This window comes from Methylorubrum populi, assembly GCF_002355515.1.
GTDB lineage: Bacteria > Pseudomonadota > Alphaproteobacteria > Rhizobiales > Beijerinckiaceae > Methylobacterium > Methylobacterium populi_A.
Window position 1 is genome coordinate 2,776,665 of record NZ_AP014809.1, and the last position, 24,329, is coordinate 2,800,993.

Here is a 24,329-nt window from a genome sequence, read left to right on the forward strand (position 1 = left end):
ATCAGGGTCCCGCGAGGATGCTGTCCGGCCCGTTCTCACGGACCGGGCCGAGGATGCGCGCCGAGGCGCCCTCACCATACTTGGCATCGAACTGCGTGCGCAGGTTCGGATCGGACCGCAGCGCGCGGACCGCCGCCATGGGGATGCTGACCGGGCCGGTGGGCGCGGTCGGCTTCGCTGCCTCGGCAGCGGCAGGAGCCGCCCCCTGCGCAGCCGACCGATCGCCCTGTCTGGACTGCCCGCGCCGGTAGCTCTTGAACCGCTCGAACGGACCAGGCAGAGCCCGGAGAGCCCGGTCGGCCTCGGCCTGATCGACCTCGCCGCGCAGCGCCCGCCCGGCGATCTCGCCCGCCGCAGCCTGATAGTCGAGCAGTCCGCGGAAGGTGTCCGAAACGATCTTGTTGCCCTCGGGCGTCTTCAGCAGCGAGGGAATCGCATTGCGGAAGGTTCGCATCTCCATGTCGGAGGTGGCGCCCGATCCCGGCACGCGCATCTGCGGGGTGAGACGGTCTGCGATGGCCCCGAAGGCCTCCATCTCGCCGAGCTTGCCGCCCGTGAGCCCGTCGGCGACACCATCAAGCCCGGCGGCCTTGGCGAACTGCGCCAGCGTGAGGCGAACCTGCGCGCCGCGCCCGGTCGCGATCTGAGCGCCGAGATCGGACAAGGCCTCGACGTCGCCGCGCATCCGCACCGACTGATCGGCCGCGTCTACGATCTCGCCGTAGCGCTTCGCCTGGTGCTCGTTGGCCTTCTCGGCGAACTTGCCCGCTCCCTTGGTATCGACGTTCACCTGCGTGCGAGCGCCGCCGATCCCGAAAGGCTTCCCGTCCGGGCCCATGCCAGCGCCGGTGCCCTCGGGGATGCCGTAGGATTGACGCTCCTCGGCCGTCAGCGGGCGCGGCTGTTGGCCGGCGATGATGACACGGGACTGGGTCGGATCGGTCGAGTGCAGCGCCACCATGCCGACACCGGGCATCGCCTGATAGGTGAACTTCGAGCTGTCCTTGTCCGGTGCCGTGAACAGCACGTCACCCGTGGCGGTGTCCACGAGGCTGTTGCCGACCGTCGCGGTGTTCCGCTTGGCCTGCCCGATGGGGAGGATCTGGCCGTTGCGGGTATTCACCCAGGCGCTCTGCCCGTTGACCTCCTTCAGGTCCCAGCCGGCGTCTTGCCCCTTGAGCATCTGCCCGAAGATCTGCCCGGCCATGGCGCGGGTCTGCGGGTTGCGCCACGCAGCGTTAAGGGCGGTTTGGAGCTCGGGCGTCATGCGGGTGCCAGCGCCCGCCGGGAAGCCGGGGAAGGCCTGCGACGGTGCGGCCACGGCCCCACCCTGCGGGACGACGAAGCTGGCCGGCTGCGCGCCGGCGGCGGGGAGGTTCGGGGCGTCGGGCTCGGCCGAGGCGACCTGCGTCGGGGCCGGACCTTCCGACGGCGTGCCACCGAGGCGGGCGAGATATTGACGCGTCGAACCGAGTCGAGCGGCGAACTCGCCGCCGAGTCGGTTGTAGCCGGCGAACTTCCAGGCGTTCGCCATCAACTGATTGGCTTCCTCCGGGCTCTTGGCGTTCTGGAGGGCGAGCGTCAGCTCCGGGCTTTCGGTGAGGGCGAAGGTCGCCTGTGCCGCAACCGGATCCTTGGCCCCGGCCGTCAGGCGCCGCATGTTGGCGAAGCGGTCGCCGCGCCAGGACAGGATGCCGCCCGAGGTGCCGGGCTGCCCGCTCTCGCTCGGATCGGACCACGACCCGGTGATGTTGCCGGGCTTGTAGCCGCTCTCGCGTCCGGCATAGGCCGCCATGGCGGCGAGGCCGTAGGGGTTGGTCAGGCCGCCGGACTTCAGCGCGTCGACGAAGCGGGTCTCGATCTCGCCTCCGCTGCCCGGAACGCGCATCGGCGCCGCGCCCCCGCCCGCGAACGAGGGAAGAGCCGCGGGCGTGCTGGACGGCGCAGCCGGAGCAACGGTCCCGCCTGCCGGCGCGCCTAGCCCGGTCGCCGGCACAGCCGCGGCGCCGCCCTTGTAGGCGTTCATGAGGTTGGAGATCAGCGTCGGCGCCTCCTCCTCCTGCGCCTGCTTGCGGGCGTCCGCATAGGCGCTCCCGAAGGCATCGCCGAGGCCCGACACCATCTGGAAGACGGTCGCACCGTTCATCGCGTCACCCGAAGATCGAGAAGGCAGAGGAGAAATTGCTGCCGATGTTGCTCAGCGCGGACGGGTTGCCGGCGAGACCGCCGATTCCCTTCGCGAGCAGGTTCGCGCCGCCCATCAGCGCACCGAACCGGTTCTCCGCCGCCTGCTGCCCGGCCATGAGGCCCTGCTGTCCGGCCGTCGCGAGCCCCTTGGCCGTGTCGGTCGAGATGCCGGCCTTGGCCACACCGGTCTGGAAGCCGACGTTGCCGAGCCCGGTCTCCGCCCCGGCCTGCCCCGAGACCGCGGTCGCCCGCTTCGTGTCGAGGTTCGCGAGGTTGGCCAGCCAGTTGTTGAAATCCTGGCTGGCGAGGCCGGAGGCGAACTTCATCGCGTCCGTGTCCGCGTTGCCCGAGGCGAGCGTGCCGTTGACGGCGCGGGCCCGGGCGAGCGCCTGGAGCCCCTGGTCCATGTTGAAGGTGTAGCTCGGCGAGGCCGTGTAGGCTGACCGTGCGGCGGCCGAGGCGTCGGCGCCGTTCACGCCGATTGCGTCCTGGTAGAGCTTGGCGCCGCCCCGGTACTCATCGGCGAGGTTGCCGAAGAGCCCCGAAGCCTTGCCGTACTGATCCTTCGCGAAGCCGAGGCCCTGGTCGAGGGCGTCCTTCGCCTCGTTCTCACCCTGCTGGAGCTGCTGCGCGCCCCAGATCGCGGCCTGACGCCCGGCCTTGCCCGAGAAGATGCTGGCCACGGATCAGGCCTCCAGTTTGGCGATGCGGTCTTCGAGCGCCGCCACGTAGGCGAGCAGTTCGGAGAGGAACCGGAACCACTCGCGCGGCAGCGGCAGCGAGGCGGCGTTCGGGATGGTGGGCTTGGTGCTCATTCGGTGCGGGCCTCGACTGCCATCGCGCCACCGAGCAGGGCGCAGTAAACCGGGTCGGACACGTCCACGCGCCAGATCCGACCCTGCGGCCCCGTCATGCCGGTGCGCAGGAGGTTGATGCGGGTGCGGCTCTCGCCTTGGCGCCCGAGCGCGCGGGAGAGCGGGTTGCTCCAGGTCCGTCCGCCATCGTCCGACCACGAGATCAGGACGCGCGGATCCGAGATCGTCGGATCGGCCGACAGGCCGCCGACGCCGAGCGCGAAGTCGAAATCCGCCCGCGGGATCGCGAGACGGGCGGGGAAGCCCTGCGCCGGCAGGCTCTCGACCCGGAAACGCAGCGGGTCGCCGTCCTCGCCGAAGGCGCTCTCCGTCACCTCGAGCAGGCCGGCGCCAGCCGTGTCCCCGTAGAGCCAGCGCCCGAAGGCCTTCACGCTCTGCGACGCCCGCCAGCGGCTTGCCTGATGGCTGGCGCGCTCGTGCCATTGCTGCGTGGTTAGGTCGTAGACCCAGGTCCGCCCCGGCATGGAGACGACCCAGAAGGCGTGCCCCGCCACGAGGTGCACCGAGGCCTCGATCGCCTTTGGATCGACCTTCGCCGCCGCCGCGAGATCGCGCTCGACGTCGTGGTTCGAGATCCGGGCCGGGCTGTAGCCGCTGAGCTGGTAGACGACTGAATCGTCCCCCACCCAGATCAGTTCGTTCGACCAGCCTTCCTCGTGGCCGGCGACCGCCCACGGGCCGATCAGCCCGCGCGGGATGCCGGTGACGCGGGCGAGCGGAAAGCCGTTCGCCTGTGCCTGCCCGCCGTAGACGCCGATTCCCGACGGGCCGAACAGGAAGAGCTCGTCCCGGAATGCGATGCCGCGCAGGAGCCCGCCGGGGCGCGCCTGCTCCGTCGTTTTGTCGTTGGTGTTGAAGGTCAGGCCGTTGATGCCGGTGGCGTAGCAGTCGCCGTTGCCGGCCGTGAAGAACAGGATGCCGAACAGTTCGCAGACCGAGTTCGGCGCCGGCAGGCCGGAGGGCGTCTGGAGCGGCTGCGGGGCCCCGTCGATAGGCAGGCGGTAAGCACCGAGTTCCGTCACCGCGACTGCGTCGGGGTTCGGCTGGCGGTTGTTGCGCGCGATGGTGATCCGCTCCGAGCCCGGCAGCGGCCCCACCGTGCTCACCGCGCGGTCCTCGGAGATCCGCACGAGGGCGTTCGAGTAAGCCGCGAGGACGACGGAGCCGACCTGCCGCGCGCCGCGAGGCCCTGACAGGCCGATGTCAACGAACCGCGAGAGGCCGGGTGCGCGCCGCACCGAAACCGGTGCACGGGCGCCGTCCCCGAGTTTCTCGGCGAACGCGTTGATCAGGCGGCCGGCGCCCTCCGCATCCGAGAGACCGGGGCGGCTGGACAGAGGCCATGCTATGGCGGGCAAAGGGCTACTCCGGTCGCGTCAGGGCGTCGGCGATGATCGCGGCAAGTTGCGCGTCGGTCAGGCTGAGCGTCGTCTTCACGTGCTGCGCGAGCGGACCAGATGCCGTCACCAGGGCCGCGCCGTTCCAGGCGATGTTGATGGCGCTGCCGACATCCGATGGCACCGCATCCCGGCATGTGGCGATACGGCCTGCGCCGGTTGCTTCGAGGGCTGCCAGGAACTGCGACCGCCGCGGATCAGCGAACTTGCCACCGGTGATCGAAGCGGCGGCATACCGATCAGTACGAACCTGCCCGTTCGGATCGGCGGTCACCTTGCCAGCGAGCGCGGCGTTGAGAACACTCGTCAGCACTACGGGGTCAGAAGGCGGGGCTGGGGTCTGGCTGCCGGCCTGGAGCGCAGCGACACGGGCTTTTAAGGTGGCAAGGGACATCGTGCGCCAGCCTTATCGTTGCCCGGCAGCGATCCAAAACGCGTCGAGGGCCGCGTCGTCAGTCTTGCCAAATACTCGGCCTAGCAGAGGCACGAGGCTATGTTCGCGCGGGTATGACTTCGCGCCACGCAGGAAGATCGTCACGTTAAACCGCTGATCCTCGTCAGTGATGAGGCGGTTGACAGCCTCGGCCAACGTCGGCGGCAGCACGCCAGCACCGGACCACTCAAGCGCCTCGTCGTGAGTGATGATGCCCTCTTGCGCAGCCTGCCCAGCGAACTGCCAATCATCCACGAGAGACGGAACAAGCACGGGCGGGGGGCTTACCGGCGGCTCATGGGCAACGACCCCCTCGCCGTCCCAGCGCCGCCGGCCGGAGTTATTGATGAACTCGCCCCACTGCTCGTTGGTGATTGCGACTACACCATCCGGGATCGCTGGGTTTCGCTCTTCGCCGACGACGGAGGCAACCGGCTGGGGATTGTCCTCGCTTGGCTCGGGGGTCGGCCCATAGATGGGCAGCATCAACGGGCCATGAATGTCTGGGGTGTAGAACCCCAGGGGCAGTCCGCCATTGTCGAACAGACCGTACTTCATCTCAGTACCCCCAAGAAAACCAGCGAACAGGTTGATTGGCGCTGGCCGCCACCGTCCCCCCATTGATCGCAATTCGCGCTCTGACGGCAAAGCTGCTGTTTCCGAGCTGGTCAGTGGTGACGAGATACACGCGATCTCCCGGCGTACCCCCTTCCATGTAGGCTATAGCCCCCAAGATAGAGCCCGGATAATTGGTGTTGAGCACTTGAAGGTAATCACTAACCGTCGACTCGGCCCGCCCCCACTGGACAATAAATCCGTTCGGAAACTTAGTATACCCGTTTACTGCGAAGTTTTTTACAGAAAGAAAGTCTAGCCATATATTTCCCAGATCGACGCCATCGACTGAGCCTTTAAGCGCATCTCCGCTCCACCCAACATAAATCTTATTGGATAGCTGGCCTGGGCCACCACCCTGTTGCACGGGTGTAAAGCCGAGCGCCGGCTGTGCTCCCGACTCGGCGGGCGTCGGAGACACAAGCGCCTTCCCGTCGGCGCGGTTGTAGGAGCCTACTGTCCAGTTACCCAAACTGTCTGAAAACGCCCAAGCTGTATCGCCCGGTTGCGTAGCGATGTTTGCGCCGGTCGGCAGGGCGAGGCTATCCGCGTTGTGAACGAGCACGCACCCACCCGAGAAAGTGAGCTGACGCGGAACGTTGGGTTTCGTCCCGAAACTAAAGATCGCAGCCGCTCCAGTGATGAGCGCTCGAACCGTCGTGATGGCTCCGAGATCGACCGTCGCCTGCGAGGCAACCGTCGTGCGCGACATGCGCAGGTCGAGCCCCGCGCCCTCCGAGAGATCGGAGAACATTCCAGCGGTGTCGGAGGCGATGCCGAGGATCACATCGCGGACGTTGGTGCCGTCCGATGCTGCAATCGGCACATCTGTGCCATAAAGCGTGATGCTTGATCCGGTCTGATTGTTGACCGTGGTCGGCGTGCCTTGCGGCCCGGTAGCTCCTGTTGCACCCGGAGCGCCGTCCTTACCTGCCGGTCCGGTTGCTCCTGTGGCTCCAGTCTGACCGGTTGCTCCCGTCGCTCCGGTTGCCCCAGTAGCACCGGGCGTCCCATCCTTGCCGGCCGGTCCGGTCGGCCCAGTTGCGCCGTCTGCACCAGGGGCACCAGGGGCACCGTCCTTTCCATCTGCGCCCGCCGGGCCAGTCGCGCCCGTCGCGCCGATCGGTCCAGGCTCTCCGTCCTTGCCCGGCGGCCCAGGTTCACCATCCTTGCCCGGTGGTCCGGGCTCGCCGATGGAGCCGCCCCCGCTCAAGTTGAACTCGACGAAGGCACCTCCTCCGGTGCCAATCAGCAGCACCTTGTCGGGGAAGACGATCAGGGGCTCGCCCTCAAGCAGGGCGTCCATACCCGTGGATGGCGGGCGATAGCCGGGCGTGAACGCGCGCGCGAGGCGGGGGCGGGCTTCCTCCTGGAGCGTGCGCGCCATAGATCAGCCTCGCCGTCCGCCGTCGACCGTGACGTCGAGATCGATGTCCTCGGGCGGCGTGATCGGCCGGCCGCGGCTGTTGATCGGGAGCGAGCCGCCGCGCCTGCCCCAGAACTGCTCCAGGCGCATCGGCGGCCGGGCGTCGTAGACCCGGTAGGCGAGCTTGAGGTCGGTGCGGGCTTGCTCGGCTGCCGTCTTGATCTCGCCCGCCCGGGTGCCGCCGATGCCGAACGGCACCATGGCCCGTTCGGCGACGATGTCCGCAAGCGGCAGGTAAGCCGCGTCGTCGATCTCATCACCGTTGAGCTTGGCGACCCCGTCGTCGAGGAGCTTCGCGCACACGGGGTCGATCAGGTCGTCGACCTCGGCGCGGTCCTCATCGCTCGGTGCTTGGCCGGCGGCGAGCACGCCGAGGTTCTTGAGAACCCGCGCGATCAGATCCTCGCGGGTCCGCATGTCAGCGGCCCTTCGCGGCGGCGGCGGGCTTCGGCTTGGTGGCCTCGTCGAGGTCGGCCTTCACCTGCGCGAGGTCAGCGGTCAGCGCCTCGACCGCGGCTTTGGCGGCGTCGCGCTCGGCGGCGTTCACGCGGCCGTCCTCGTGCGCCTTGGCGAGGGAATCGCGGAGATCAGCCATCGCCGTGGAGGCGTCGCCGAGCGCGGCTTCGGCCGCATCGATCTCGGCGATGAGGCGCTCATTCTCGGCCGAACCGGTCTCGATCACGGCCTTGAGGCGATCGATTTCGGTCAGGGCGGCGAGCAGCTCATCGACGGCGGACGGCTCCGACGCCGGCTCCTCGATCGCATGGGCGAAGGTCAGGCCGGTGGCGCGCATGGTGAGCGCGTCGGCGGTCGCGAGCGCCGGGTCGGTGATGACGGTGGGCGACGCGGACCAGCTCTCGGGAAGGGCGGCGCCGGGCGCAAGGTCGAAGATCTTGGCGGACCCGTCGGCCTTGTAGCCCCAGGTCGGGATGGTCTCGGTGGTGTCCATGAACGCCTCGTCGGAGGTGACGGGGCGCGCACGGCCCCAGAACGACGAAGGGCCCCCACGCGGGGCCCTTCGTCTTCAGTCGGTGGTAAGAGACGGCTTAGCCGCTGACGCGGGTGCCGAGGCGCGGGTCGATGGCGGCCACGCCGTACAGCACGTCGAGACGCCAGGACGACACGCGGTTCGGGCCGTCGAAGTAGGGCACCAGCATCACGTGGATGCCCTTGTAGTCCTGCGTCCCGATCTGCTCGGTCGGGACACCGGCCGGCTTCTCGAAGGGCACGCACACCAGAGCCAGCGCGTTCCGGTGGAACATGAGGTTCTGCTGGAAGGTGGACGAGGCCGCACCGTTCCAGGTCACCACCGCACCGGCGGCCGGAGCGGCCGAGACAGTCTGGTAGGCGCCCGAGGTGATGATCGCCGGGGCGATCTGCACCGCAGCGTTGCCGGAACCGTCGGCGGTGGCCGCGGCGGTGGCAACGAACTGCTGGAGGTAGGGCAGAACCTGCTTGGTCACCGGGTTGACGGCGAACACGCCCGCCAGGGTGAACACCTCACCCGCGCGGACCGTACCGCCGGCACCGAGGCCGGCCATGTTGAGCGTCTGGCCCCAGGAGTTCGCCTGCGCGCCGGAGTAGGACACCGCCTGACCGGCGCCGTTCACGGTGCCGTTGGTGCGGGTGCCCGTGGTCAGCGTCGGGGCGTTCTGGGTCATGAACGGCTCGACACCGGCGAGGCCGCCGAGCTTCGCCTTGCGGTAGGCGTCGGTGTTGGCGCCGTCGATGTAGAGCTGCGCCTGGTTGCCGAGCAGCGCGACGTGGTCGGCCGGCGACAGGGCGGCGGAGCGCTCGTCGGACGGGACGGCCATTTCGTTGAGGCGTTGCACGCCCGCGAGGAACTTGCCGTAGTTCGCGATGGTGGTGCCCGGGGTGCCGACCCAGTTCCAGAAGTTCTGCAGCGCGCAGGCGTGCAGATCCTGGTCGATCTGGTTGGCGATCGGCACCATGGCCGGCTTGATCACGCGCTCGGCGAGGTCACCGATGTTGAGCGCGAGGTCGGTCGAGGAGAACTGGAAGTCGACGCCGGCCACCTTGTTGACCTGGATCGCGGTCTTACCCTCGATGACGTCCTGGTTGGACGCGACGAGGCCGGTGCGGACGCGGAACTGCGCCGGCTTCCGGATGGAGACCGTGTCACCGACCTTGTAGCCGTTGACGTTCTTCGAGAACTCGTCCTCGTAGCCGCGGAAGACGCGGGAGCCCATGCCGAGCTCGTTGTCGAGGATCTTCACCGCCGCCTTGGCGATGATATTGGCGGTTGCGATGGTGTTGGGCACGGAGAGTTATCCTTCGACTTGAGGTGGTTAGCCGTATTGTTTGGCCAGCCACGCATCGAGATCGCTGTCGGGGGACGACGGCTTGGATGATCCGGACACCTGCTTGGCAGGGGTCGGAGCGGCGGTTGCAGTCTTGGGTTTCGCCAGGGTCAGGCGCGCTTCGAGCCGACCGACTTCCTTCGTCGCGTCGCGCTCGGACATCCCGTTGAGCTTGGTGAGCACATCGGGGTTCTTGGCGAGGTAATAGGCGAGCAGCCCGCCCTTCTCGCTCTCGATCACCAGCTCGGTGACGTGGGGCTTCACCTCGCGGTCCTTGGCCGCCGCGAGCGCCTTGTCGAAGTCCGGGATCTTGCCCCGGGTCTCGTCGAGACGATCCTGGAAGGCCTCGATCGCGGCCTCGCGGTGGGCTTCCGCATCGGCGGTCTGCCGGCGCGTCGCTTCGGCCTCACGGTCGGCATGGCGCTGCACCGCGATCGCCTTGTTGATGCGGTACTCGGCCTTGGCGTCCTCGAAAGCCGCCCAGTCCTTGAAGTCCTCCTCCTTCGGAGCCGGCCCGATCTCCTTCTCGATGGCGGTAGCGCGATCTTCGCCGGCAGCCGGAGCCGCGCTGCGAAGGGATGCGATCTCGTCCTTGAGGCGGCCGATCTGGTCCTGCATCCGCTGGATGCCGGTACGTCTCTTGGGCTTGTCCTCGCCGCCCTCACCCTCGGCCTTCGCAGGCTCCGGCTTCGGTTCGGCGGCAGATTCGCCCCCTTCTTCCCCTGGCGTGGCGGCGCCCGTCTCGACCTCGGCCGTCTGGCCTTCGGTCTGAACGGTCGTCGCTTCCGAGGCTTCGCCACCTGCCGCCGGCGTCTCCGCCTGCGCGCCCAGCACGATCAGATCCTCGTCCATGTGTCGTTGGTCCATGAAAAAACCCGCCGCGCGGTGAGCGGGCGGGTTCGGTGCATCCTCACGGCCTGGCAGCGGGTCCGCCGGCCTGCGGGATCGAGGAGGGCGGGAAGCCCCAAGGTGAGCAGCTCGGCCCCGTAAGGAGGGGAGCTTGCACCACAAGGAGGGGAGCTTGCCGCCGATCAAGATAGTAGGATTGCCGCCGACGGGGCCGTGCCCGCACGTCTCGCGACGGATAGTCCTTGGGGCTGTTTTGCCCGTCGGGTCAAGAGGGTTCGAGCCGCTAAGGTGTCAGCGGCGCGTTGATGCCGGCCGCGAGCATGACTGGCGGCCGATTAGCAGTCAGGCCGGCGCCATGGCCTTGTACGGGTGCGCAGCCGGCAGGCGTCCTTGGATGCCGTGATCCCATGCCACTCGGCCCTGAACTTTCGCCCGGGTTGCTGCGTCAGGGATGTTGCCTTGAACCGAACCGATCTCGTGGATGGAGCCAACGAAGTTTTCGCCGCTCTGGCGGCCACCAATGAACGAGGTCATTCCCGCAGCATAAGCGTCGTTGACGGTGCCCGACGCCGACTGGACGGCATCGACCCAGATCTGCGTCGGCAGCGTTGTCGAACGCTGCCTGATCCACTCGACAAGCTGCTTCTGCCCCGCAACGATCCGACCGCTGCCGGTGCCGATCTGCTGCGACTGCCCCTGACGGTTCATCACGATACCGCCGGACGTGTTCACCGCGATCTGGCGGCCGCTGTTGCCCGAGCCGTCGGTCGAGCCGATGATCGACTTGTTGCTGCCCGTCAGGACCGGGATCGTGATGACGGCCCAGCCGTATTCGATCTCGGGATCGGCCGGCAACGTGGAAGGGATCTTCTGCGTGCTGGTCGTCGTGATGCCGCCCTCGGTCGTATTCGCGGTCGGACGGCTCCCGGCCGTGGCCTGGACGCTGTCCCGGTTGATCGGGCTGATGTCGTCCCACGTTCCGGTCCCGGCCGTGTAGCCGTTCTTACGATGCAGCAGCGCGAGGCCGGGCAGGCTCACCGTGTCGAACGGCGGCTCGCGGTACATACCGATGGCTTGCAGGATCTGCGTGTCGAAGGGCGTGGCTGCGGTGATGGAGCCGACCGGTCCGGGGTTGGCGCGGATGCTGAAGTAGCTGTCGAAGTCGTCCCAGACCGTCCGCGCGAGGCCCTGCACGTTGAGATACTTCGAGACGACCGAGAACCATCGAACCGCATCCTCCTGGTTCGCGCCCTCGATGTCGTAATCGCGGTGGACGCCGAACTCGGTGATGAAGATCTGCGAGGCCGCAACGCCATTCGCGACGCGCCACTTCTCCAAGCCCGCACCCGCACCGGGGCTGCCTGGATTGCGCGATCCAAACTCTTGGAAGAACGCCCCGATCGCATCCGTGACGGCCTGCGCGCCATCATAGTCGGTCGTGTAGGCGAAGTTGTCGAAGTAATAGTTGATGTCGGTCGCGATCAGGCCGTTGAACTCGGCCTTCTGTGCGCTCGAAAGGGAGTTATCCGCGTTGATCTCGGCTGTCGCGGCAGAGATGAAGGCCGCCCGCTGATCCGTCGTGACCGGGAACGGCAGATTGTGGACGTAATGCTGATGGTTGGCGCCCGCCTGTCCCTGGTGCGTGAAGATGCCGGGGATGTACATATGGTGGGCGAAGCCGCAGTTCGCGCCGAACTGGCTTGCCGCGAAGGTCGGGTTGATCGACGTGTCATAGGTGCCGTTCCAAGGCATGACGATGAACGTCGTCTTGTAGCCGACGACAGAGCGCAGATAGGCGACCAGATCCGGCAGGAGCGCGGTGTATTTCGCCTTGTCGGAAAAGCTCTCGTTCCAGACCTCGAAGGCCACCTTGTCGGTGTCATACTGGTTCAGAAGGATCGTCACGGCCCGCCAGACGGACCGCACGCGGGTCCACGCATCTCCGCTCGGGTAGGCCGCGCAGAGCGCCGCGTCGCCGTAAGTCGCGTCGCGGCTGACGTGCATGTCCACGATGGCCTTGAGGCCGCGCGCCAGCACGTCATCGACGGCGCCCTTCACCATCGCCAGATATGCGACCATCTGCGAGGCGTTGTTCGCCGCCCGCAGCATGGGGGTCGGGTCGATACAGACCCGGATGTGATCGGCCGTCGTCTGCGTCAGCAGAGAAGACCACCGCGTGGCCGACATCCAATTCGACCAGAGGTTCGCATTGGACCACGGCGCAAAATCATCGAACCCAAGCGGGGGCTCGTTGATGCCCTTCGACGCCGTGAAGCGCGTCACGCCGTCCCACGGCTCCGAAACGAAGTCCGGAACGCTTAGGGAAACGCGCACCATATGCCCGGGCCCGCGCCCGCCGATGTGAATGGCCATGCGGGCTGATCCTTCAGGAGAACTGCTTCCAGCCCGACGCGGCGTCGTAGAAGAAGCGCTGCGTGCCGCCGAAGAGGAGGGAGAGAAGGCCGCCGACCGAGAGGCCCGCGAGCTTGAGCGAGCCGAGGCCTGTCATGTCGTTGCGGATCTCGAAGGCGGCGCCCGGGTAGGCGAGGGCCGTGGAGAGGGTCACGGTGCGGGTGACGCCGACGCCGATCGCGCCGGTGAGGAACATCACCGACGGGCTCTTGAGCGGCATCAGCGTCATGTCGGCCGAGAGCGCCGACGTGCGCGCGAAGACGGGGCGGACCGGCTTCCAGTACGAGAGCGGGCCGGTTTTCGAGGCGAGCACCAGGTCGCGGGTGTCACCGAACAGATCGGAGACGCGCGCGTACCGGTCGAGGTTCGCCGCCGGGTCGGGCAGCGTGTCGACCGTGAACTCGCCGGGCAGCACCACCGAGGCCGCCTCGATCGCCGCGGCGACCTGCGCGGGCGACGTTCCGGTGCCATACCCGGCCACGGTCAGATGCCCGAGCCGGTGGTGATCTCGACGTCCGGCGTGCCCGAGGCGACGGCGATCGCGACGTGGCGCTGGCCCTGCTGGAGGGTCTGCACCTCGACGGCGCCGGGCGGGATGCTCTGCGCGCCGGCCGCGCCGCCGGCGACCGGAAGCACCGGCAACGCCATGTCCGCCTTCGCGCCGAACTCGATCGACACCGGCACGGAGCCGCGGTTGTAGATCCGGACCTGCGTGCCGGACCCGGCCGGCAGGTTCGCGAGCGTCGGGGCCGCGCCGAGCACGGTCGCGGCGCTCAGACGGAGGGTGCTGTTCGGGACGGCACGAAAGGCGAGGTCGGACATCAGGGCTAGCCCATCATCTCGGGCGCGGGCTGGCCCAGCGCGCCGGGGTCAAAAGAAAAGGCGCCCGGAGGCGCCTCGATGAAGTCGGTGGGGAGGGCCATCGGCGGCCCCTCCGGTTCGACGGGAGGGGGCGGCTCCGGAAGCGGCGCTGCGGCCGACATTTCCTCCATGATCATCGAGACCACCTCGGAGAGCTGCGCGACGGCCGCGGTGATCGCGTCGAGGCGCGGGTCGGCCGCGGGCGCCGCGCCCTCCATGCCCGGCACCTGAGGACGGTTGGCCTCCATCACACGGGCCTCGGCTTCGATCTGCGCCTTCTCGATCTCCGCCTGGATCTTCAGCACGTCGGCCTGGAGCTTCTCGCGCTCCACGGCCAGCTTCTCCATGTCGAGTTGCTGGCGACCAGCTTCGATCTGCTGCTGGCGCTCCTGCTGCGCCATGGCCGCCTGCTGCTCCGGCGAGGGCGGCATGGGCGGCGGCGGGGCCTCACCGCTCTCCTGTGCCTCCTGCGCCTGGATCTGGGGCGGCAGCATGGTGCGGATGCGCTTGGCGATCTTGTCCGCCATCGGCCAATCCTGCGCCTTGGCCAGCAGGTCGAGCACGAGGGGCGCGGATTGCGGTGCGGCCTGCAGGAAGGCGTTGATGCCGTCGGAGGCCGCCTGCTGCTTCGTGGTGTAGCTGGCGCCCATCTCGAACGACACGTCGTAGGCGCCGACCGTGACGTCGTTCTTGATGCTCTGGGACACGCCATCGACCGCGAGTCCCTGCGGCTGGTTCAGCTTCACCAAGTCGACCTTGCCGTCCTCGCCGACGATGCGGAGCGTGCGGGCCGTGTCGTAGACGTGTGGCACCATCGAGTTGATGATCGCGCCGGTGTGCCGGATCGAGCGGTTGAAATTCTCGATGTAGACGAACGATCCGACGTCGCCCTCGCGCTGGCGGGCCAGGATCGCTTTGCCGCTCGACTCGTTCGAGGGTGCGCCGAGGCTGGCGTCGTAGATGCCGGTGACGCCCTTGATGTCCTCGGCCGCCTCGCGGCTCACCTCGGCGAGGCCGGAGGAGGCGACCGGCGGCTGCACCCGCTGCGGCATCGCGGTGCCGGCCTTCGGGTCGTGATTGTACGGCAGGAACGGGTGGTTCTCGCTGTTGGCCGTCGCCCAGACGTCCTCGTAGCCCTTGAACTGCTCCACCGTGCCGACGAAGGGGGACTTCGGCTGGAGCGCGACCACCTCCGTCTGGGTCGAGCGGGCATAGTTGTAGGCGCGCTGCGCGTCCTTCGCCTTGCGCACGACTCCGCGCCGGGTCCGCTTCTTGCCGATGACCTGCTCGACGCCGAACACCGGCACCACGGGGATGAAGCGGCCGGGGATCAGCACGGGCCCTTCGAGCACCTCGCGCGCGTTGATGAGGTAGCGCTCGATCCGGTGCCCGTCGCGGGCCTCGATCCGGGCCTGCCCCTGCGCGGCCAAGGCCTCGGCCTCGGCGACCTCCTCGGGATCGGCATTCGTCAGATCGCGGACCTCGCCGTCCGGCATCATGGCGAGCCGTTTCTTCACCGGGGTCTTCACGTAGTACTCGGCGAGCCGCACCACGTCGGGCGTGGACCAGTCCGATGCGCCCGTGAACGAGGCGTCCCCGCCGCCGATCTCCTCGCAGGGGTGATCCGGATATTCCTCCTCGTAGGCCGCGCGATCCTTGTCGACCGGGATGAAGCAGAACTTCGCGTCCTCGCGGGTCTTCTTCACTGCGTCGGGATCCCAGCGCACGCCGATGCCGTCGGGGATGGGCGCGACCGCGATCTCCTGCTCGAAGGTGGAGTCGGAGCCGTACTCGGTGATGACCTTCCAGTGGCCGACGCCCGAGGGCACCTGCTGATCGGCCGCCGCGAAGTAGATCGCCGCCGCGTCGGACCGGTTCTCGACATACCGGATGATGCCGGCGATGACCTCCGCCGTGTCCTTGTCGCCGCGATCGTCGATCGCCACGACCTTGATGGCCGGACGCATCTGCCGGATGTCACCCGTGATCTGGGCGACCGTGGTGCCGAGGCGGTCGAACTCGAGGCAGGGTCGGCCGGCACTCTCGCGCAACTGCCGGATCTGGGTCTCCCACTGGCCGCCGGGCTCGAGGAATTCGAGATCCTCGTAGGCGCGCTCGCGGTTCTCCCGGTCGGCGGCGTCGGCGCGCGCCCACCGCTTCATCGCGGTGGCGTGGACCTTGGTGAGATCACCGTCCTTCGCGCCGGCATCAGCCTCGCTCGCGAACGGCTTCCGGAGCCGCCTGGACAGCATGTCGGTGAAACGACCCATCGTGTCAGGCACCCATCCAGCCGCCGCGGCGACGGCCGTTCGCGCTGCCGATCTTGAGCGGTGCCGTCGGCTCCTGGAGCGCAACCGCGAGGTAGCGGAAGGCGTCGGCGCCGTGGCTGGCCCAATCGTGCAGCGGGTACTTCGAGAATTGTCCGGTGTTCGCGTCCACGTCGTACCGGTAGTTTCGGAGGCACTGGAGCCCGTCGGAGCAGGCGTCCGCATCGAACCAGCAGCGCGAGAACAGCGTGCGAGCCGCGTTGATGCCCTCGGCGACGCCGAGCTTCGGCGTGATGCGGACCTTGAAGCCCGCCGCCTCCATCTGCTGCGCGATCGTGCGCTCGGAGCCGAGCAGCTCGTTGGTCGCGTCGTGCGGGAGCCAGTGGTCGCCGTAGACGTAGGGCCGGCCCTGGAGGTGCTTCAGATAGTGGCCGAGGGCGTGCCCCCGGTTCTGGTAGTAGTCGACGATCCTGAACTCGAAGCCGACGACCTGCGCGAACCAGATCGCGGTCATATCGGCCCGGCCGAGATCCCAGAACGTGTGCACCGGCTTGGTGCCGTCATAGGGCACGCGGGTGAAGCGGTTGGCCTCGGTCGCGGCCATGATCTCGTTGGCGTAGATCGCGCCGTCGAGCACCACCTTGCAGTGGCCATCCCAGACGGTGAGGTAGGCCGCAGGATCGCGCGCCTTCAGGTCGAGCGCTTCCTGCTTCAGGACGTCGGGAAACCAGGGATTGTCCTGCCAGCCGATCTTCACGACCTTGGCGCCCGTCGGCGGGTTCTTCACGAACCGCTTGTAGGTCTCGTCTTCCTCCAGCTCCGGGTTGAAGCTGATCCAGATCTCGGACCCCTCCTTGCGGATGGTCGGGATCAGCACATCCCAGGAGGTTTTCGAGACCGTGCGCGCCTCCTCGACCCAGCACACGTCGATGCCCTCGGTCGATTTCACCGAGGCGACGTTGTGCCGGAGCCCCTTGAAGATGAACTCGGTCCCGTTGGCGCCAAGGATGCGCTTCTCCTGGACCTGGTAGAAGCCGGAGAGGCCGAGCAGGTCGATTTGCTGCCCAAGCAGCGCGTGTGCCGACTCCGCGATCGAGTTCTGGAACTCGCGGGCGCAGAGCACGCGGATCGGACGTTGCGCGCCCATGATGAGGAGGGCGCGGCCGAAGCCCCACGACTTCGCGCCGCCGCGGCCACCGTAAGCGACCTTGTAGCGGGCGGGCTCGAACAGGAAGTCGAGCCGCTCCGGGAACTCAACTGCCATTGGAGGGAGCGGGCCGGATGAATTGCACGGTCAGACCAACCGGGATTGCGCCGCCCTCGCCGTCACCATCGACGGGCTGGGTCGGCTTGCCGTAGCCGCGGTCGAGGATGGCGTTGGCGGCGGCCACGCGGGCGGCCTCGCTCTCGCCGGCCGTCGCGATCTGCACGAGGACCGCGAGGGCTGCCTCGGTGTGCTCGCGGGCCGCGTCACGGACGCGCGCAGATGCCTTCGGGCGACCGCCAGGGTTGCCCGACTGCCCAGGTTGGAAAGCCATTGATAGGGCCTTGTTCTCAGAGGGCCATCAGCCCGTCCGCTGCTCGCTGGGCGTAAGACGGGAATGGGGCGCCAGAACCCTGCCGACCTTGAAGGCGGCCTCAGACTCTACCGGGCGCCGCATCCGATGCAGATGTCATGTACCACGCGCTCGCGCTTCGGTCCCGTCGTCTGATTGGGCAGGCGGCCACCGGTATCGCGGTCGGCTCCTCGGCCGGTCAGCATCCATGGCCGTTTGACCGGCGTGTCATCTACAGCGCGGGGCGGTTCAGGCATCTGCCGCTCAATCAGCGCCAAGCCCTGGGCGGCTGCGCCTGCGACGTTGGGCGTTTGAGGTTCCTGCCGCTCGATGAGCGCCATACCCTGTGCAGATGCACTGCCTGACATGAGGAGGCCGAACAGCAAAGCGCAGACAGATCGGTCTCGTGCAGCCATCGACGCCTCCTGTCAGTGCTCAACGCCGCGCCTGAGCCGTGGGTTCGCGTGGCATCAGCCCGGTATGCGGATAGCGCCGGGCGGTGCCAGCACCGAAGCGGACAGCGTAGACCATCAGCGACCGCACCCGTTGCTGAGCACGCGGCCGATGCGGATCACCCGCGGCACGTCGGCGGCGAGCTGGGTCGGCGCGGGCGCCAGGAGTCGGCGCAGAAGGGCGATGTACTTCACAGCCGGATCCTCGTGAGAACGTCGCGCGCGACCTCCGCCAGGACGGCGTTGGCCTCGTCGCGGGGCGTGGTGTCGAGCAGAGCGACCGGCTCCGGCAGTGGGCGGAGAACACCCTTGCGGCGGAGGTGCGCGCCGTAGGCCGAGGCCGCGGGGTCGATGCGGCCTAGGCGGACCGCCTCGTCGTAGGAGGAGGCGGGGCGAGCCGTCATAGGAACTTGCGTCCGGCGTGATCGTCGAAGGCGCGGGCGCGCCGGTCGTACTTCTGCAGCGTCGTCACCGCGGTGTGCCGGGTGACGTGCATGACCTTGAGGACGTCGGCTCCGGCGGCGAGCGCCGAGGTGACGAAGCCGGCGCGTAGCGAGTGGCCCGAGAACAGCGTGGCATCGAACCCGGCCGCGCCGACGTGGCGCTTCACGATGTCCGCCACCGAGCGATCGGTGAGCCGGTCGGAGCCGACCCGCCCGCCCTTGTTGACGGGGCGGAACACCGGGCCGGCGGTGATCTTCGCCGCCGCGAGCCACGCGTCGAGGGCATCGCAGGGCTTGAGCTTGCCGCCGCGCGGAACGGCGATCTCCTGGCCCTGGCCATCCTGGTCCGTCTTCGAGCGGCGGACGTGGACAATGATGCCGTCCGGCACCCGCTCCAGGTCGGCGACGTCGAGCGCCACGAGCTCGGAGCGCCGGAGCGCCGCGGCGAAGCCGATCAGCAGCAGGGCCCGGTCGCGCGCGCCGGACAGGTCGTCCGGGATCTTGCGCAGCGCCTTCTTCACGGTCTCGGCCGTGACCGGCGCCTTGCGGACCTGGCGCGTACCGAGCGTCCGGCGGACGCCGCGCTGCGTGGCCTTCACCGCCTCCGAGGTGGTCGGGACATCGAAGCCGCCCGCCCGGTGCACCGCGGCGATCGCGGCGACGTGCAGGTTGATGGTCGCCGGCTTCCGGCCGGTGTCCGCGAGGTGGGCGACGTAGGCCGCGACTGCGTGCGGTTCGGCCGGCACCGGATTGGCGCCGACGCTCCGGCACCATGTCACGAACATCCCGAAGGCGGAGGCGTAGGCCTTGCGGGTCCGATCCGATCGCGCCTCCGCCGCGTAGGCTTTCGCGCGGTCGAGCGACATGACCTCCGCCGGTGCGGCGGGCACCGGCAGGAGGTTCATGGCTTTTGATCCAGTTTTGATTTTGAGGCCAAATCCGCCGGAAAATCAAAGCCGGCTGGCAACTTGGTGTTTTGACCGGGCTTTGATCCGGGGCCAAAATCACTTCCGACAACAAAACTTAGCGGAAGCAGAGTGGAGAGCGGATCAGCCCGCCTTCCGGCCCCGCGGCATCCGAAGCTGCACGTCGAACGACCGCCCGCCGAAGGTGCGCCGGCCGGTGCCGAGCGAAAGCTTTTCCGGCACGCCGATCTGGGCGCGGAGCTTCCGGACCAGCGCGCGGACCCGCTTGCAGTGCGCGTCCTTCGCCTCGAGGTAATCGGCTTGGTCGGTGAAGCGCCGACGGCAGAAGGCCTCGGCCTCCTGCTCGATCGCCGTTGCGGTGGCGTGCGCGCTCATCGGGGGCCGATCATGACACAAGGGTCCGCCCGCGTCTGCCGTGGCAACGCTCTGACCGGTGGGCGGTTCGCGATGTGATGGAGGGGAGCGGACAGCAAAACGCCCGGCGGCGGTGAGGCCCCGGGCGCGCGTATCGCGACGTAGTGATCTCTGACGTTTCACCCGTCGGGTGTCAAGAACTCCACCACTTCAGGATCGACGCGCCGACGCTCGACCAAGCGACCCTGGCCACCCAACGCCGGAGCAAGGGCCACATCGTCGCGAGAACTCCACCCCAATAGAGGCGTTTCGCCCGAGCCGCCGACCCTTCATTCAGGTGCTTGCGGTAGTCCGTGGCAAGGTCACCAAGGATGCCGTCGCGGTGCTTCCTAGGAGCGAAGCAGGCGCACAAGAACTCCGCGAGGGCGGGCGGGTCGCCTTGCACTACGGAGACGTCCTTGGAGGTTCGGGGGAGCTTGGTAGTTTCGCTTGGCGGCACGATAGCGCGGCACGAGATCAAACGTGCAGAGCGAAACTTGCGACTAAAGATTTCCTCCCAGTGAGCGGCGAGTTCCTGCGGGATATTGTCATCGACCTGTGCCAGGCTAGACTTCACACTGGCGAACCTTTTACTACCGTCTGCGAAAGATACTTCGTATCTGTGTAGAAAAGACTTCTCGATCGGCGGGTTAGTCATGACAGCCTCCGAGCACAAATCGACGAGCCAAGGCTCCGAGACCCGTATATCCGCGCAACGCATCCAGCGCGGACAAAGAACTATCAAGTGTAGCTCGGCCAATGCCGGTCAGCTCGAAGTAAATCTTCCGTCTGCCGCCCCTCTCAGCGGTAGGTTCTCCTTCGCGAGATTTCAGAAAGCCTCTCTCCTCAAGCCGATCCACGGCAGCGTAGATCGATCCGAGCGACCACTTCTGTTTCGTGCGGCTCTCAAGCTCGTCACGGATCGAAATGCCGTATCCATTCGGATGAAGGCGCAGGATCGCCAGCATGATCTGCTGGTCGGTTCCGTTGATGCTTTTGGATGAGCGAGCCATTCCAAGCCCTCCATATCTTCTGATTTTGAAGACATATGGAAGGCGAGAGCGCGTGCGCAAGGGCTGGCGGGGTGGCGGCCTGCTTAATTCGCCTCCCGCGTAGCCCGGATGTGCTGCCCCTCCGCCCCGGTCGCGGTGTGCTGCTCCTCGGTCAGGGACTCCAGCAGCCAGCGGAAGCGCTTCGCCACGTCGGTGGCCGCCCGGTCGCCCGAGCCCCGGCCGGTGCGCGCGGCATAGGCCGCAAATGTCTGGCCCTCGGCGAGGATGGCGCGGAGGAAGCGGACGCCCACGCCGCCGATCGCCTGCTCCAGCCGGGCCGTGAACTTGCGGACCCGCTCGGCGTCGTCGATCGCGTAGATGATCGCCAGCTCGTGCGCGATGGTCTGATCCCGCGAGCCGCCGGCATTCCAGCCGCCGGAGCCGAGACGGGCGCCGGAGCCGCGCTCGAACACCGCCTGGACCATGCGGCCGACCTCGAACTCAGCGCGCTCGATGCGCTTGGCCGCAAGCTCCTGCGCCAGCACGTCGACGCGGCGGTTGATCGCGACCTCGCGGTATGAGCCCGGCTCGAACGGGTCGGGCACGTTGGCGCGGCCGACGACGATCTCGCGATCGCTGGCGAGGCGCGGCATGGGGCGCCGCGAGGAGGCCGTGCGGCGGCTCTTCTTGGTCGCGGAGATCGAGATAGACGAAGCGGCGACGGACACGAGTCTGACCTCGGGTAGAGCGCGACCGTTCTGGGCGCTCGGCAAGATCATGGGTCGATTGTCCTCTTCCTCACAGTCAAGAGGAATAATTGCGGCGCGTCACTGCTTCAGGTCGCATTTTGCCGCCCCGACCGCCGAGCCAATTTGACAGCAGCCCTGGCTCTTCCATGCAGAGGGGGAGCGAGATAGCGGTGCAAGCCCGCTAGCTCGCACCTGCGATTGCGGCGCACGAAGGCACATGATCACAAACGGCTAGAGATTAAACTTGTCGATCGCAGCGCCGGTAAACTTTGCCACGGTAGGAGAGACTTTTGCGGTTTACTTTGAAGCGCTCAACTATCTCCTTTTTGGAGGATCCGCAGATCTCTGTTACATCGTAGATTTCTGGGCCAACCTTGCGCCATGACACAAGCTTGCAACTCGCCTCATGCGCAAAGACGCTATTGGCGCTAAATGTTACGTAATGACCTTCGCGCTGAAGCCGAGCATCCGCGCAGCCATCCCACTTCGCATCCGGCACTCCGTAAGTGCCTAAGAATGGGAAAGCCGAGCCGCTGGCCGGACGGGACGATAATGCGTTGACACGCCTATCGTATTCCTCCTTCAACATCTCCATTCGAGTTTTGAAATTTGGGAAGCAGGCCGCGACCTCTACATGCGATGCCGCTAGCTTTTCTGCGCGCTCCTTATCTCCCGGAGTAAATTTGTAATCCGTCCCCTTCAAATCAATATTCAGCTCGGTGACGGCGAATTCTTTTCCAATCAAATTTTCCTGCAATTTTAGCTTGAATATTTGGCCATTGATTTTTTCCTGAACACTGTCGCTAAGCATGGCTGGAATGATGCAGGGCTTTCCTTTCGGCTCCGCGGCTGTCGGAATTGTGGTGATACGTGTTCTTATGTAAGTCTCTGCCTGCTCTGACGTCATGCGTGTTAAGAGTACGTCGCGCACATCCTTAATATCGCCCCTGCATGCCGCAACACCTTGAAGTTCGACGCAGCCCACTGCGATGTTCGTCAAGCGAGCGAGAGTCGCTTCGTATGTTCGCAATCGGTCTGCAGCGGCTGTTCCCGCGCCTACAGAGGTGAGCAGCAGCGCTGTGAGCGCCATCGTGGTACGGATCTGCATGAAAGTCACCCTGAGCAAGTTATCAGATCGTACTCCTGCGCGATTTGAAGCTCGCCTTGCACAATCAGTAAAATTGCCAACATCGGGTTCAGGCGGTACTAGTAGTGCGTAAGCGGCCTAATCCATGACGATCGACGTTTGGCTTCCGAGGAAGTCAGCCGCCGCAGCGAGCTGGGGAGTGGTCGCGTGCCACCCTCCTGCCATACGACAGCTTCCTAACTTGTTTGGTTTTTCACTGCGGCTATACGCTCGCAGGCCTTGATGCGGCGCCGGTCGAAGGTGGCCCGAGACCATCGAGTGCGCCGGCAGAACTCGGCGATCGATCCGCCGACCTCGCCCTGCGTGGCCATCGCCCGCGCCCAAAGAAGCACGACCTGTCGATCCTCGCTCTTGTCCCCAAGCACGGTGCCGGAGAAGGCGACGATATCGAAGGTCGCGTCTGGCACGTCGCCGGCCGCCGCCTGGAGCGTGTTGCCGCGCGGGGCGTAGATCGGCGTCGAGGGCATGGCCCGGAAGGCAGCCTTCAGCCAGCGCTCGACGTCCGCGCGGGTCCACGGGTTGGCAGAGCGCTGGGGCGGGGCTGGTCCTTCCGGGGGAGCGAGCATCAGGCTCGGGTGAGCCCCTCACTCCGCCGCTTGTTTCCGAGCGCGCCCACCAAGACGGCCGAGACCAAGGTCCTTTGCAAGCGCCGACCGCCGCTCAGAGTAGCTCGGCGCTGTCATCGGGTAGTCCGAGGGCAGGCCGTAGCGGGCGCGGTAGCTATAGGCGTCGAGCCCGTGCATGCCGAGATGCCGCTTCAGCGTCTTGTAGGGCTTGCCGTCGATGAAGCTGATCAGCGCGTCGGGCGTGATCGACTTCTTGATCGCCGCGGCTGTCGGCTTTTCGACCTTTGGTTCAGCAGCAGCGGGCGCGACTGTTCCGCCCAAGCCGGCGAGGGCGGCGTGTACTTCCCCGATCAGCGTCGGCAAGTCCTTGGCTGGAAGGACGTTGTTGCTGACGTAAGCCATCACAATTTCGGCCGCGAGTTCGGCCTGGGCATAAGTGGCTTCGCTGGTGTCGTTACTCACGATGTACTCCTCATGGTGAAGCGGGCGGAATAGAGCCTGATGGCGCCCGCGTCACGCACGCCCACAGCACGATCCGGCCGCGGCGGAGGCTCTGCTCCCTCCGGCCGGCCGCCTCGCAGGCCTGCATCGTCGTGAACGACTCGGCCGCCACCGAATGGTCGGCGGCGGGCGAGGCGCCGGACAGGAACAGGATCAGGACGACGGACACGGGCGGGCTCACGTCGAGGGCGCGGCACGATCGCCCGGCGCGCGGCCGATGCGGTGATCGAACGAGCCGGCGCGGGTCTCGCCCGTCTCGCTCGCGACCAGACCCGTCCCGCCGCACTCGCGGCAGGTGTCCATGAGCGTCTCGGCGTGCCGGTCCTCGTGGGTGTCCGTGCCGGTGCCCGAGCAGCGCGGGCAGGGGAGGCGATAGTTCGGCATGGGGCGCTCCTCAGAACGGAATGTCGTCGCCGGCCTCGGCGCGCGCGAGGCGCGTCCCAGGCGGGCAGGGAGCGGTGCGCAGGCTGAACCGGTCGAACCTGCGGACGCGGACCGCTTCGGTGGCCTCCAGCACCACAAAGGTCGTGCCGGGGCTGACCTCGGCGAGGCGCTCGGCCTCCCGCAGCGCGGAGGCTTCCGTCTCGTGCTGGAAGGTCGGCCCGCGCTGGCCCAGCCCGTAGACCATCCAGAACGGCTTCATCTCGGTCAGGTCGCTCACGGTGCTCTCCTCACAGCCAGATCGGCGGGCTCTGGCTCTGCGCCCCACCTTGCCCCACCTGCTATTCGAGGTGGGGCGCGTGTAAGTGTTCGATTTCGTTGGCTCTGCCCCACCTGCCCCACCTGCCCCACCTTTTTTGAGGGTTAGAGTAATTTCGGAGCACAGGCGGGGCGCCGGGATCCGGTGCGTTTCCAGCCCCCAAGGCGCGCAAGTTCCGATTTTCCTACGCGCGCGTAGAGGTGGGGCAGGTGGGGCAGGTGGGGCAGAGCCTTTGTTATCAATGGGTTAGAGTCGCCCCAC

The 24,329-nt window shown here is 67.3% G+C and carries 29 protein-coding genes; all 29 read right to left on the reverse strand.

From position 1 onward, the window contains the following. Window position 1 precedes the first annotated feature (1 nt). Window positions 2–2,146: a hypothetical protein gene (locus MPPM_RS12600; RefSeq protein ID WP_096485362.1), complete on the reverse strand. Its 2,145-nt coding sequence runs from the start codon at window positions 2,144–2,146 to the stop codon at window positions 2–4. A gap of 4 nt (window positions 2,147–2,150) precedes the next feature. Continuing rightward, window positions 2,151–2,870 carry a hypothetical protein gene (locus MPPM_RS12605; protein WP_096485363.1) on the reverse strand — a complete coding sequence of 240 codons (720 nt, stop codon included), beginning with the start codon at window positions 2,868–2,870 and terminating at the stop codon, window positions 2,151–2,153. 3 nt (window positions 2,871–2,873) lie between these two features. Continuing rightward, entirely contained in the window at window positions 2,874–3,002 is a 129-nt protein-coding gene (locus MPPM_RS29195; protein ID WP_280176353.1) for a hypothetical protein, read from the reverse strand. Continuing rightward, window positions 2,999–4,420: a packaged DNA stabilization protein gene (locus tag MPPM_RS12610; RefSeq protein ID WP_096485364.1), complete on the reverse strand. Its 1,422-nt coding sequence runs from the start codon at window positions 4,418–4,420 to the stop codon at window positions 2,999–3,001. The genes MPPM_RS29195 and MPPM_RS12610 overlap by 4 nt, the downstream gene beginning before the upstream one ends. A 4-nt stretch (window positions 4,421–4,424) precedes the next feature. Beyond that, complete coding sequence (locus MPPM_RS12615; RefSeq protein ID WP_157914174.1) at window positions 4,425–4,853, reverse strand: hypothetical protein; 429 nt, start codon at window positions 4,851–4,853, stop codon at window positions 4,425–4,427. 12 nt (window positions 4,854–4,865) lie between these two features. Beyond that, a complete protein-coding gene (locus MPPM_RS12620; protein ID WP_096485366.1) occupies window positions 4,866–5,450 on the reverse strand; it encodes a hypothetical protein in 585 nt (194 codons plus the stop codon). Between the two features lies 1 nt (window position 5,451). Further along, entirely contained in the window at window positions 5,452–6,813 is a 1,362-nt protein-coding gene (locus MPPM_RS29200) for a gp53-like domain-containing protein (protein ID WP_280176354.1), read from the reverse strand. Between the two features lie 84 nt (window positions 6,814–6,897). Then, window positions 6,898–7,302, reverse strand: a complete 405-nt coding sequence (locus MPPM_RS12630; protein ID WP_157914175.1) for a hypothetical protein — start codon at window positions 7,300–7,302, stop codon at window positions 6,898–6,900. A gap of 49 nt (window positions 7,303–7,351) precedes the next feature. Beyond that, window positions 7,352–7,882: a hypothetical protein gene (locus MPPM_RS12635; protein ID WP_096485369.1), complete on the reverse strand. Its 531-nt coding sequence runs from the start codon at window positions 7,880–7,882 to the stop codon at window positions 7,352–7,354. A gap of 97 nt (window positions 7,883–7,979) precedes the next feature. Next, window positions 7,980–9,215, reverse strand: a complete 1,236-nt coding sequence (locus MPPM_RS12640; RefSeq protein ID WP_096485370.1) for a P22 phage major capsid protein family protein — start codon at window positions 9,213–9,215, stop codon at window positions 7,980–7,982. A gap of 27 nt (window positions 9,216–9,242) precedes the next feature. Further along, window positions 9,243–10,121, reverse strand: coding sequence for a hypothetical protein (locus tag MPPM_RS12645; protein WP_157914176.1), 879 nt, complete (start codon window positions 10,119–10,121; stop codon window positions 9,243–9,245). Between the two features lie 324 nt (window positions 10,122–10,445). Then, on the reverse strand, window positions 10,446–12,476 hold the full coding sequence (locus MPPM_RS12650) for a cellulase family glycosylhydrolase (RefSeq protein ID WP_096485372.1): 2,031 nt from the start codon (window positions 12,474–12,476) through the stop codon (window positions 10,446–10,448). A gap of 13 nt (window positions 12,477–12,489) precedes the next feature. Then, window positions 12,490–12,996: a hypothetical protein gene (locus MPPM_RS12655; protein WP_096485373.1), complete on the reverse strand. Its 507-nt coding sequence runs from the start codon at window positions 12,994–12,996 to the stop codon at window positions 12,490–12,492. A gap of 2 nt (window positions 12,997–12,998) precedes the next feature. Next, the gene (locus MPPM_RS12660; RefSeq protein WP_096485374.1) at window positions 12,999–13,337 is read right to left on the reverse strand and encodes a hypothetical protein; all 339 of its coding nucleotides are present in this window, start codon (window positions 13,335–13,337) and stop codon (window positions 12,999–13,001) included. A 5-nt stretch (window positions 13,338–13,342) separates the two neighbouring features. Further along, the gene (locus MPPM_RS12665) at window positions 13,343–15,646 is read right to left on the reverse strand and encodes a portal protein (protein ID WP_096485375.1); all 2,304 of its coding nucleotides are present in this window, start codon (window positions 15,644–15,646) and stop codon (window positions 13,343–13,345) included. 4 nt (window positions 15,647–15,650) lie between these two features. Beyond that, entirely contained in the window at window positions 15,651–16,907 is a 1,257-nt protein-coding gene (locus MPPM_RS12670) for a PBSX family phage terminase large subunit (protein WP_244573550.1), read from the reverse strand. Continuing rightward, window positions 16,897–17,181: a DUF5681 domain-containing protein gene (locus MPPM_RS12675; protein ID WP_096485376.1), complete on the reverse strand. Its 285-nt coding sequence runs from the start codon at window positions 17,179–17,181 to the stop codon at window positions 16,897–16,899. Before MPPM_RS12675 ends, MPPM_RS12670 begins: the two co-directional genes overlap by 11 nt. Before the next feature lie 107 nt (window positions 17,182–17,288). Further along, a complete protein-coding gene (locus tag MPPM_RS27985) occupies window positions 17,289–17,615 on the reverse strand; it encodes a hypothetical protein (RefSeq protein ID WP_157914177.1) in 327 nt (108 codons plus the stop codon). Window positions 17,616–17,842: 227 nt separating this feature from the next. Next, window positions 17,843–18,055: a hypothetical protein gene (locus MPPM_RS12680; protein ID WP_096485377.1), complete on the reverse strand. Its 213-nt coding sequence runs from the start codon at window positions 18,053–18,055 to the stop codon at window positions 17,843–17,845. After that, complete coding sequence (locus MPPM_RS12685) at window positions 18,052–18,999, reverse strand: site-specific integrase (protein ID WP_244573551.1); 948 nt, start codon at window positions 18,997–18,999, stop codon at window positions 18,052–18,054. Before MPPM_RS12685 ends, MPPM_RS12680 begins: the two co-directional genes overlap by 4 nt. Window positions 19,000–19,143: 144 nt before the next feature. Continuing rightward, window positions 19,144–19,395 carry a hypothetical protein gene (locus MPPM_RS12690; protein ID WP_096485378.1) on the reverse strand — a complete coding sequence of 84 codons (252 nt, stop codon included), beginning with the start codon at window positions 19,393–19,395 and terminating at the stop codon, window positions 19,144–19,146. Between the two features lie 668 nt (window positions 19,396–20,063). After that, entirely contained in the window at window positions 20,064–20,426 is a 363-nt protein-coding gene (locus MPPM_RS12695; RefSeq protein ID WP_096485379.1) for a PadR family transcriptional regulator, read from the reverse strand. 83 nt (window positions 20,427–20,509) lie between these two features. Then, the gene (locus tag MPPM_RS28695) at window positions 20,510–21,133 is read right to left on the reverse strand and encodes a hypothetical protein (protein WP_197705075.1); all 624 of its coding nucleotides are present in this window, start codon (window positions 21,131–21,133) and stop codon (window positions 20,510–20,512) included. A gap of 259 nt (window positions 21,134–21,392) precedes the next feature. Next, the gene (locus MPPM_RS28895) at window positions 21,393–22,262 is read right to left on the reverse strand and encodes a hypothetical protein (RefSeq protein ID WP_244573552.1); all 870 of its coding nucleotides are present in this window, start codon (window positions 22,260–22,262) and stop codon (window positions 21,393–21,395) included. Window positions 22,263–22,477: 215 nt separating this feature from the next. After that, window positions 22,478–22,867, reverse strand: coding sequence for a hypothetical protein (locus MPPM_RS12710; protein WP_096485380.1), 390 nt, complete (start codon window positions 22,865–22,867; stop codon window positions 22,478–22,480). An 18-nt stretch (window positions 22,868–22,885) separates the two neighbouring features. Continuing rightward, window positions 22,886–23,329: a Ros/MucR family transcriptional regulator gene (locus tag MPPM_RS12715; protein ID WP_280176355.1), complete on the reverse strand. Its 444-nt coding sequence runs from the start codon at window positions 23,327–23,329 to the stop codon at window positions 22,886–22,888. Between the two features lie 10 nt (window positions 23,330–23,339). Then, window positions 23,340–23,537 (reverse strand): hypothetical protein, encoded by a 198-nt coding sequence (locus tag MPPM_RS12720; protein WP_157914178.1) that lies wholly within the window; start codon window positions 23,535–23,537, stop codon window positions 23,340–23,342. Window positions 23,538–23,545: 8 nt separating this feature from the next. Then, on the reverse strand, window positions 23,546–23,752 hold the full coding sequence (locus MPPM_RS12725; protein ID WP_096485382.1) for a hypothetical protein: 207 nt from the start codon (window positions 23,750–23,752) through the stop codon (window positions 23,546–23,548). Between the two features lie 10 nt (window positions 23,753–23,762). After that, the gene (locus tag MPPM_RS12730; protein ID WP_096485383.1) at window positions 23,763–24,029 is read right to left on the reverse strand and encodes a hypothetical protein; all 267 of its coding nucleotides are present in this window, start codon (window positions 24,027–24,029) and stop codon (window positions 23,763–23,765) included. Window positions 24,030–24,329 lie beyond the last annotated feature (300 nt).

Excerpts from the sequence above, each read along its gene's own strand:
- MPPM_RS12600 (WP_096485362.1), bottom strand. The coding sequence starts at position 2,146 with ATGAACGGTGCGACCGTCTTCCAGATGGTGTCGGGCCTCGGCGATGCC.
- MPPM_RS29195 (WP_280176353.1), bottom strand. The coding sequence starts at position 3,002 with ATGAGCACCAAGCCCACCATCCCGAACGCCGCCTCGCTGCCGCTGCCG.
- MPPM_RS12615 (WP_157914174.1), bottom strand. The coding sequence starts at position 4,853 with ATGTCCCTTGCCACCTTAAAAGCCCGTGTCGCTGCGCTCCAGGCCGGC.
- MPPM_RS12620 (WP_096485366.1), bottom strand. The coding sequence starts at position 5,450 with ATGAAGTACGGTCTGTTCGACAATGGCGGACTGCCCCTGGGGTTCTAC.
- MPPM_RS29200 (WP_280176354.1), bottom strand. The coding sequence starts at position 6,813 with ATGGACGCCCTGCTTGAGGGCGAGCCCCTGATCGTCTTCCCCGACAAG.
- MPPM_RS12635 (WP_096485369.1), bottom strand. The coding sequence starts at position 7,882 with ATGGACACCACCGAGACCATCCCGACCTGGGGCTACAAGGCCGACGGG.
- MPPM_RS12645 (WP_157914176.1), bottom strand. The coding sequence starts at position 10,121 with ATGGACCAACGACACATGGACGAGGATCTGATCGTGCTGGGCGCGCAG.
- MPPM_RS12650 (WP_096485372.1), bottom strand. The coding sequence starts at position 12,476 with ATGGCCATTCACATCGGCGGGCGCGGGCCCGGGCATATGGTGCGCGTT.
- MPPM_RS12660 (WP_096485374.1), bottom strand. The coding sequence starts at position 13,337 with ATGTCCGACCTCGCCTTTCGTGCCGTCCCGAACAGCACCCTCCGTCTG.
- MPPM_RS12665 (WP_096485375.1), bottom strand. The coding sequence starts at position 15,646 with ATGGGTCGTTTCACCGACATGCTGTCCAGGCGGCTCCGGAAGCCGTTC.
- MPPM_RS12670 (WP_244573550.1), bottom strand. The coding sequence starts at position 16,907 with ATGGCAGTTGAGTTCCCGGAGCGGCTCGACTTCCTGTTCGAGCCCGCC.
- MPPM_RS12675 (WP_096485376.1), bottom strand. The coding sequence starts at position 17,181 with ATGGCTTTCCAACCTGGGCAGTCGGGCAACCCTGGCGGTCGCCCGAAG.
- MPPM_RS27985 (WP_157914177.1), bottom strand. The coding sequence starts at position 17,615 with ATGGCTGCACGAGACCGATCTGTCTGCGCTTTGCTGTTCGGCCTCCTC.
- MPPM_RS12680 (WP_096485377.1), bottom strand. The coding sequence starts at position 18,055 with ATGACGGCTCGCCCCGCCTCCTCCTACGACGAGGCGGTCCGCCTAGGC.
- MPPM_RS12685 (WP_244573551.1), bottom strand. The coding sequence starts at position 18,999 with ATGAACCTCCTGCCGGTGCCCGCCGCACCGGCGGAGGTCATGTCGCTC.
- MPPM_RS12690 (WP_096485378.1), bottom strand. The coding sequence starts at position 19,395 with ATGAGCGCGCACGCCACCGCAACGGCGATCGAGCAGGAGGCCGAGGCC.
- MPPM_RS12695 (WP_096485379.1), bottom strand. The coding sequence starts at position 20,426 with ATGGCTCGCTCATCCAAAAGCATCAACGGAACCGACCAGCAGATCATG.
- MPPM_RS28895 (WP_244573552.1), bottom strand. The coding sequence starts at position 22,262 with ATGCAGATCCGTACCACGATGGCGCTCACAGCGCTGCTGCTCACCTCT.
- MPPM_RS12710 (WP_096485380.1), bottom strand. The coding sequence starts at position 22,867 with ATGCTCGCTCCCCCGGAAGGACCAGCCCCGCCCCAGCGCTCTGCCAAC.
- MPPM_RS12725 (WP_096485382.1), bottom strand. The coding sequence starts at position 23,752 with ATGCCGAACTATCGCCTCCCCTGCCCGCGCTGCTCGGGCACCGGCACG.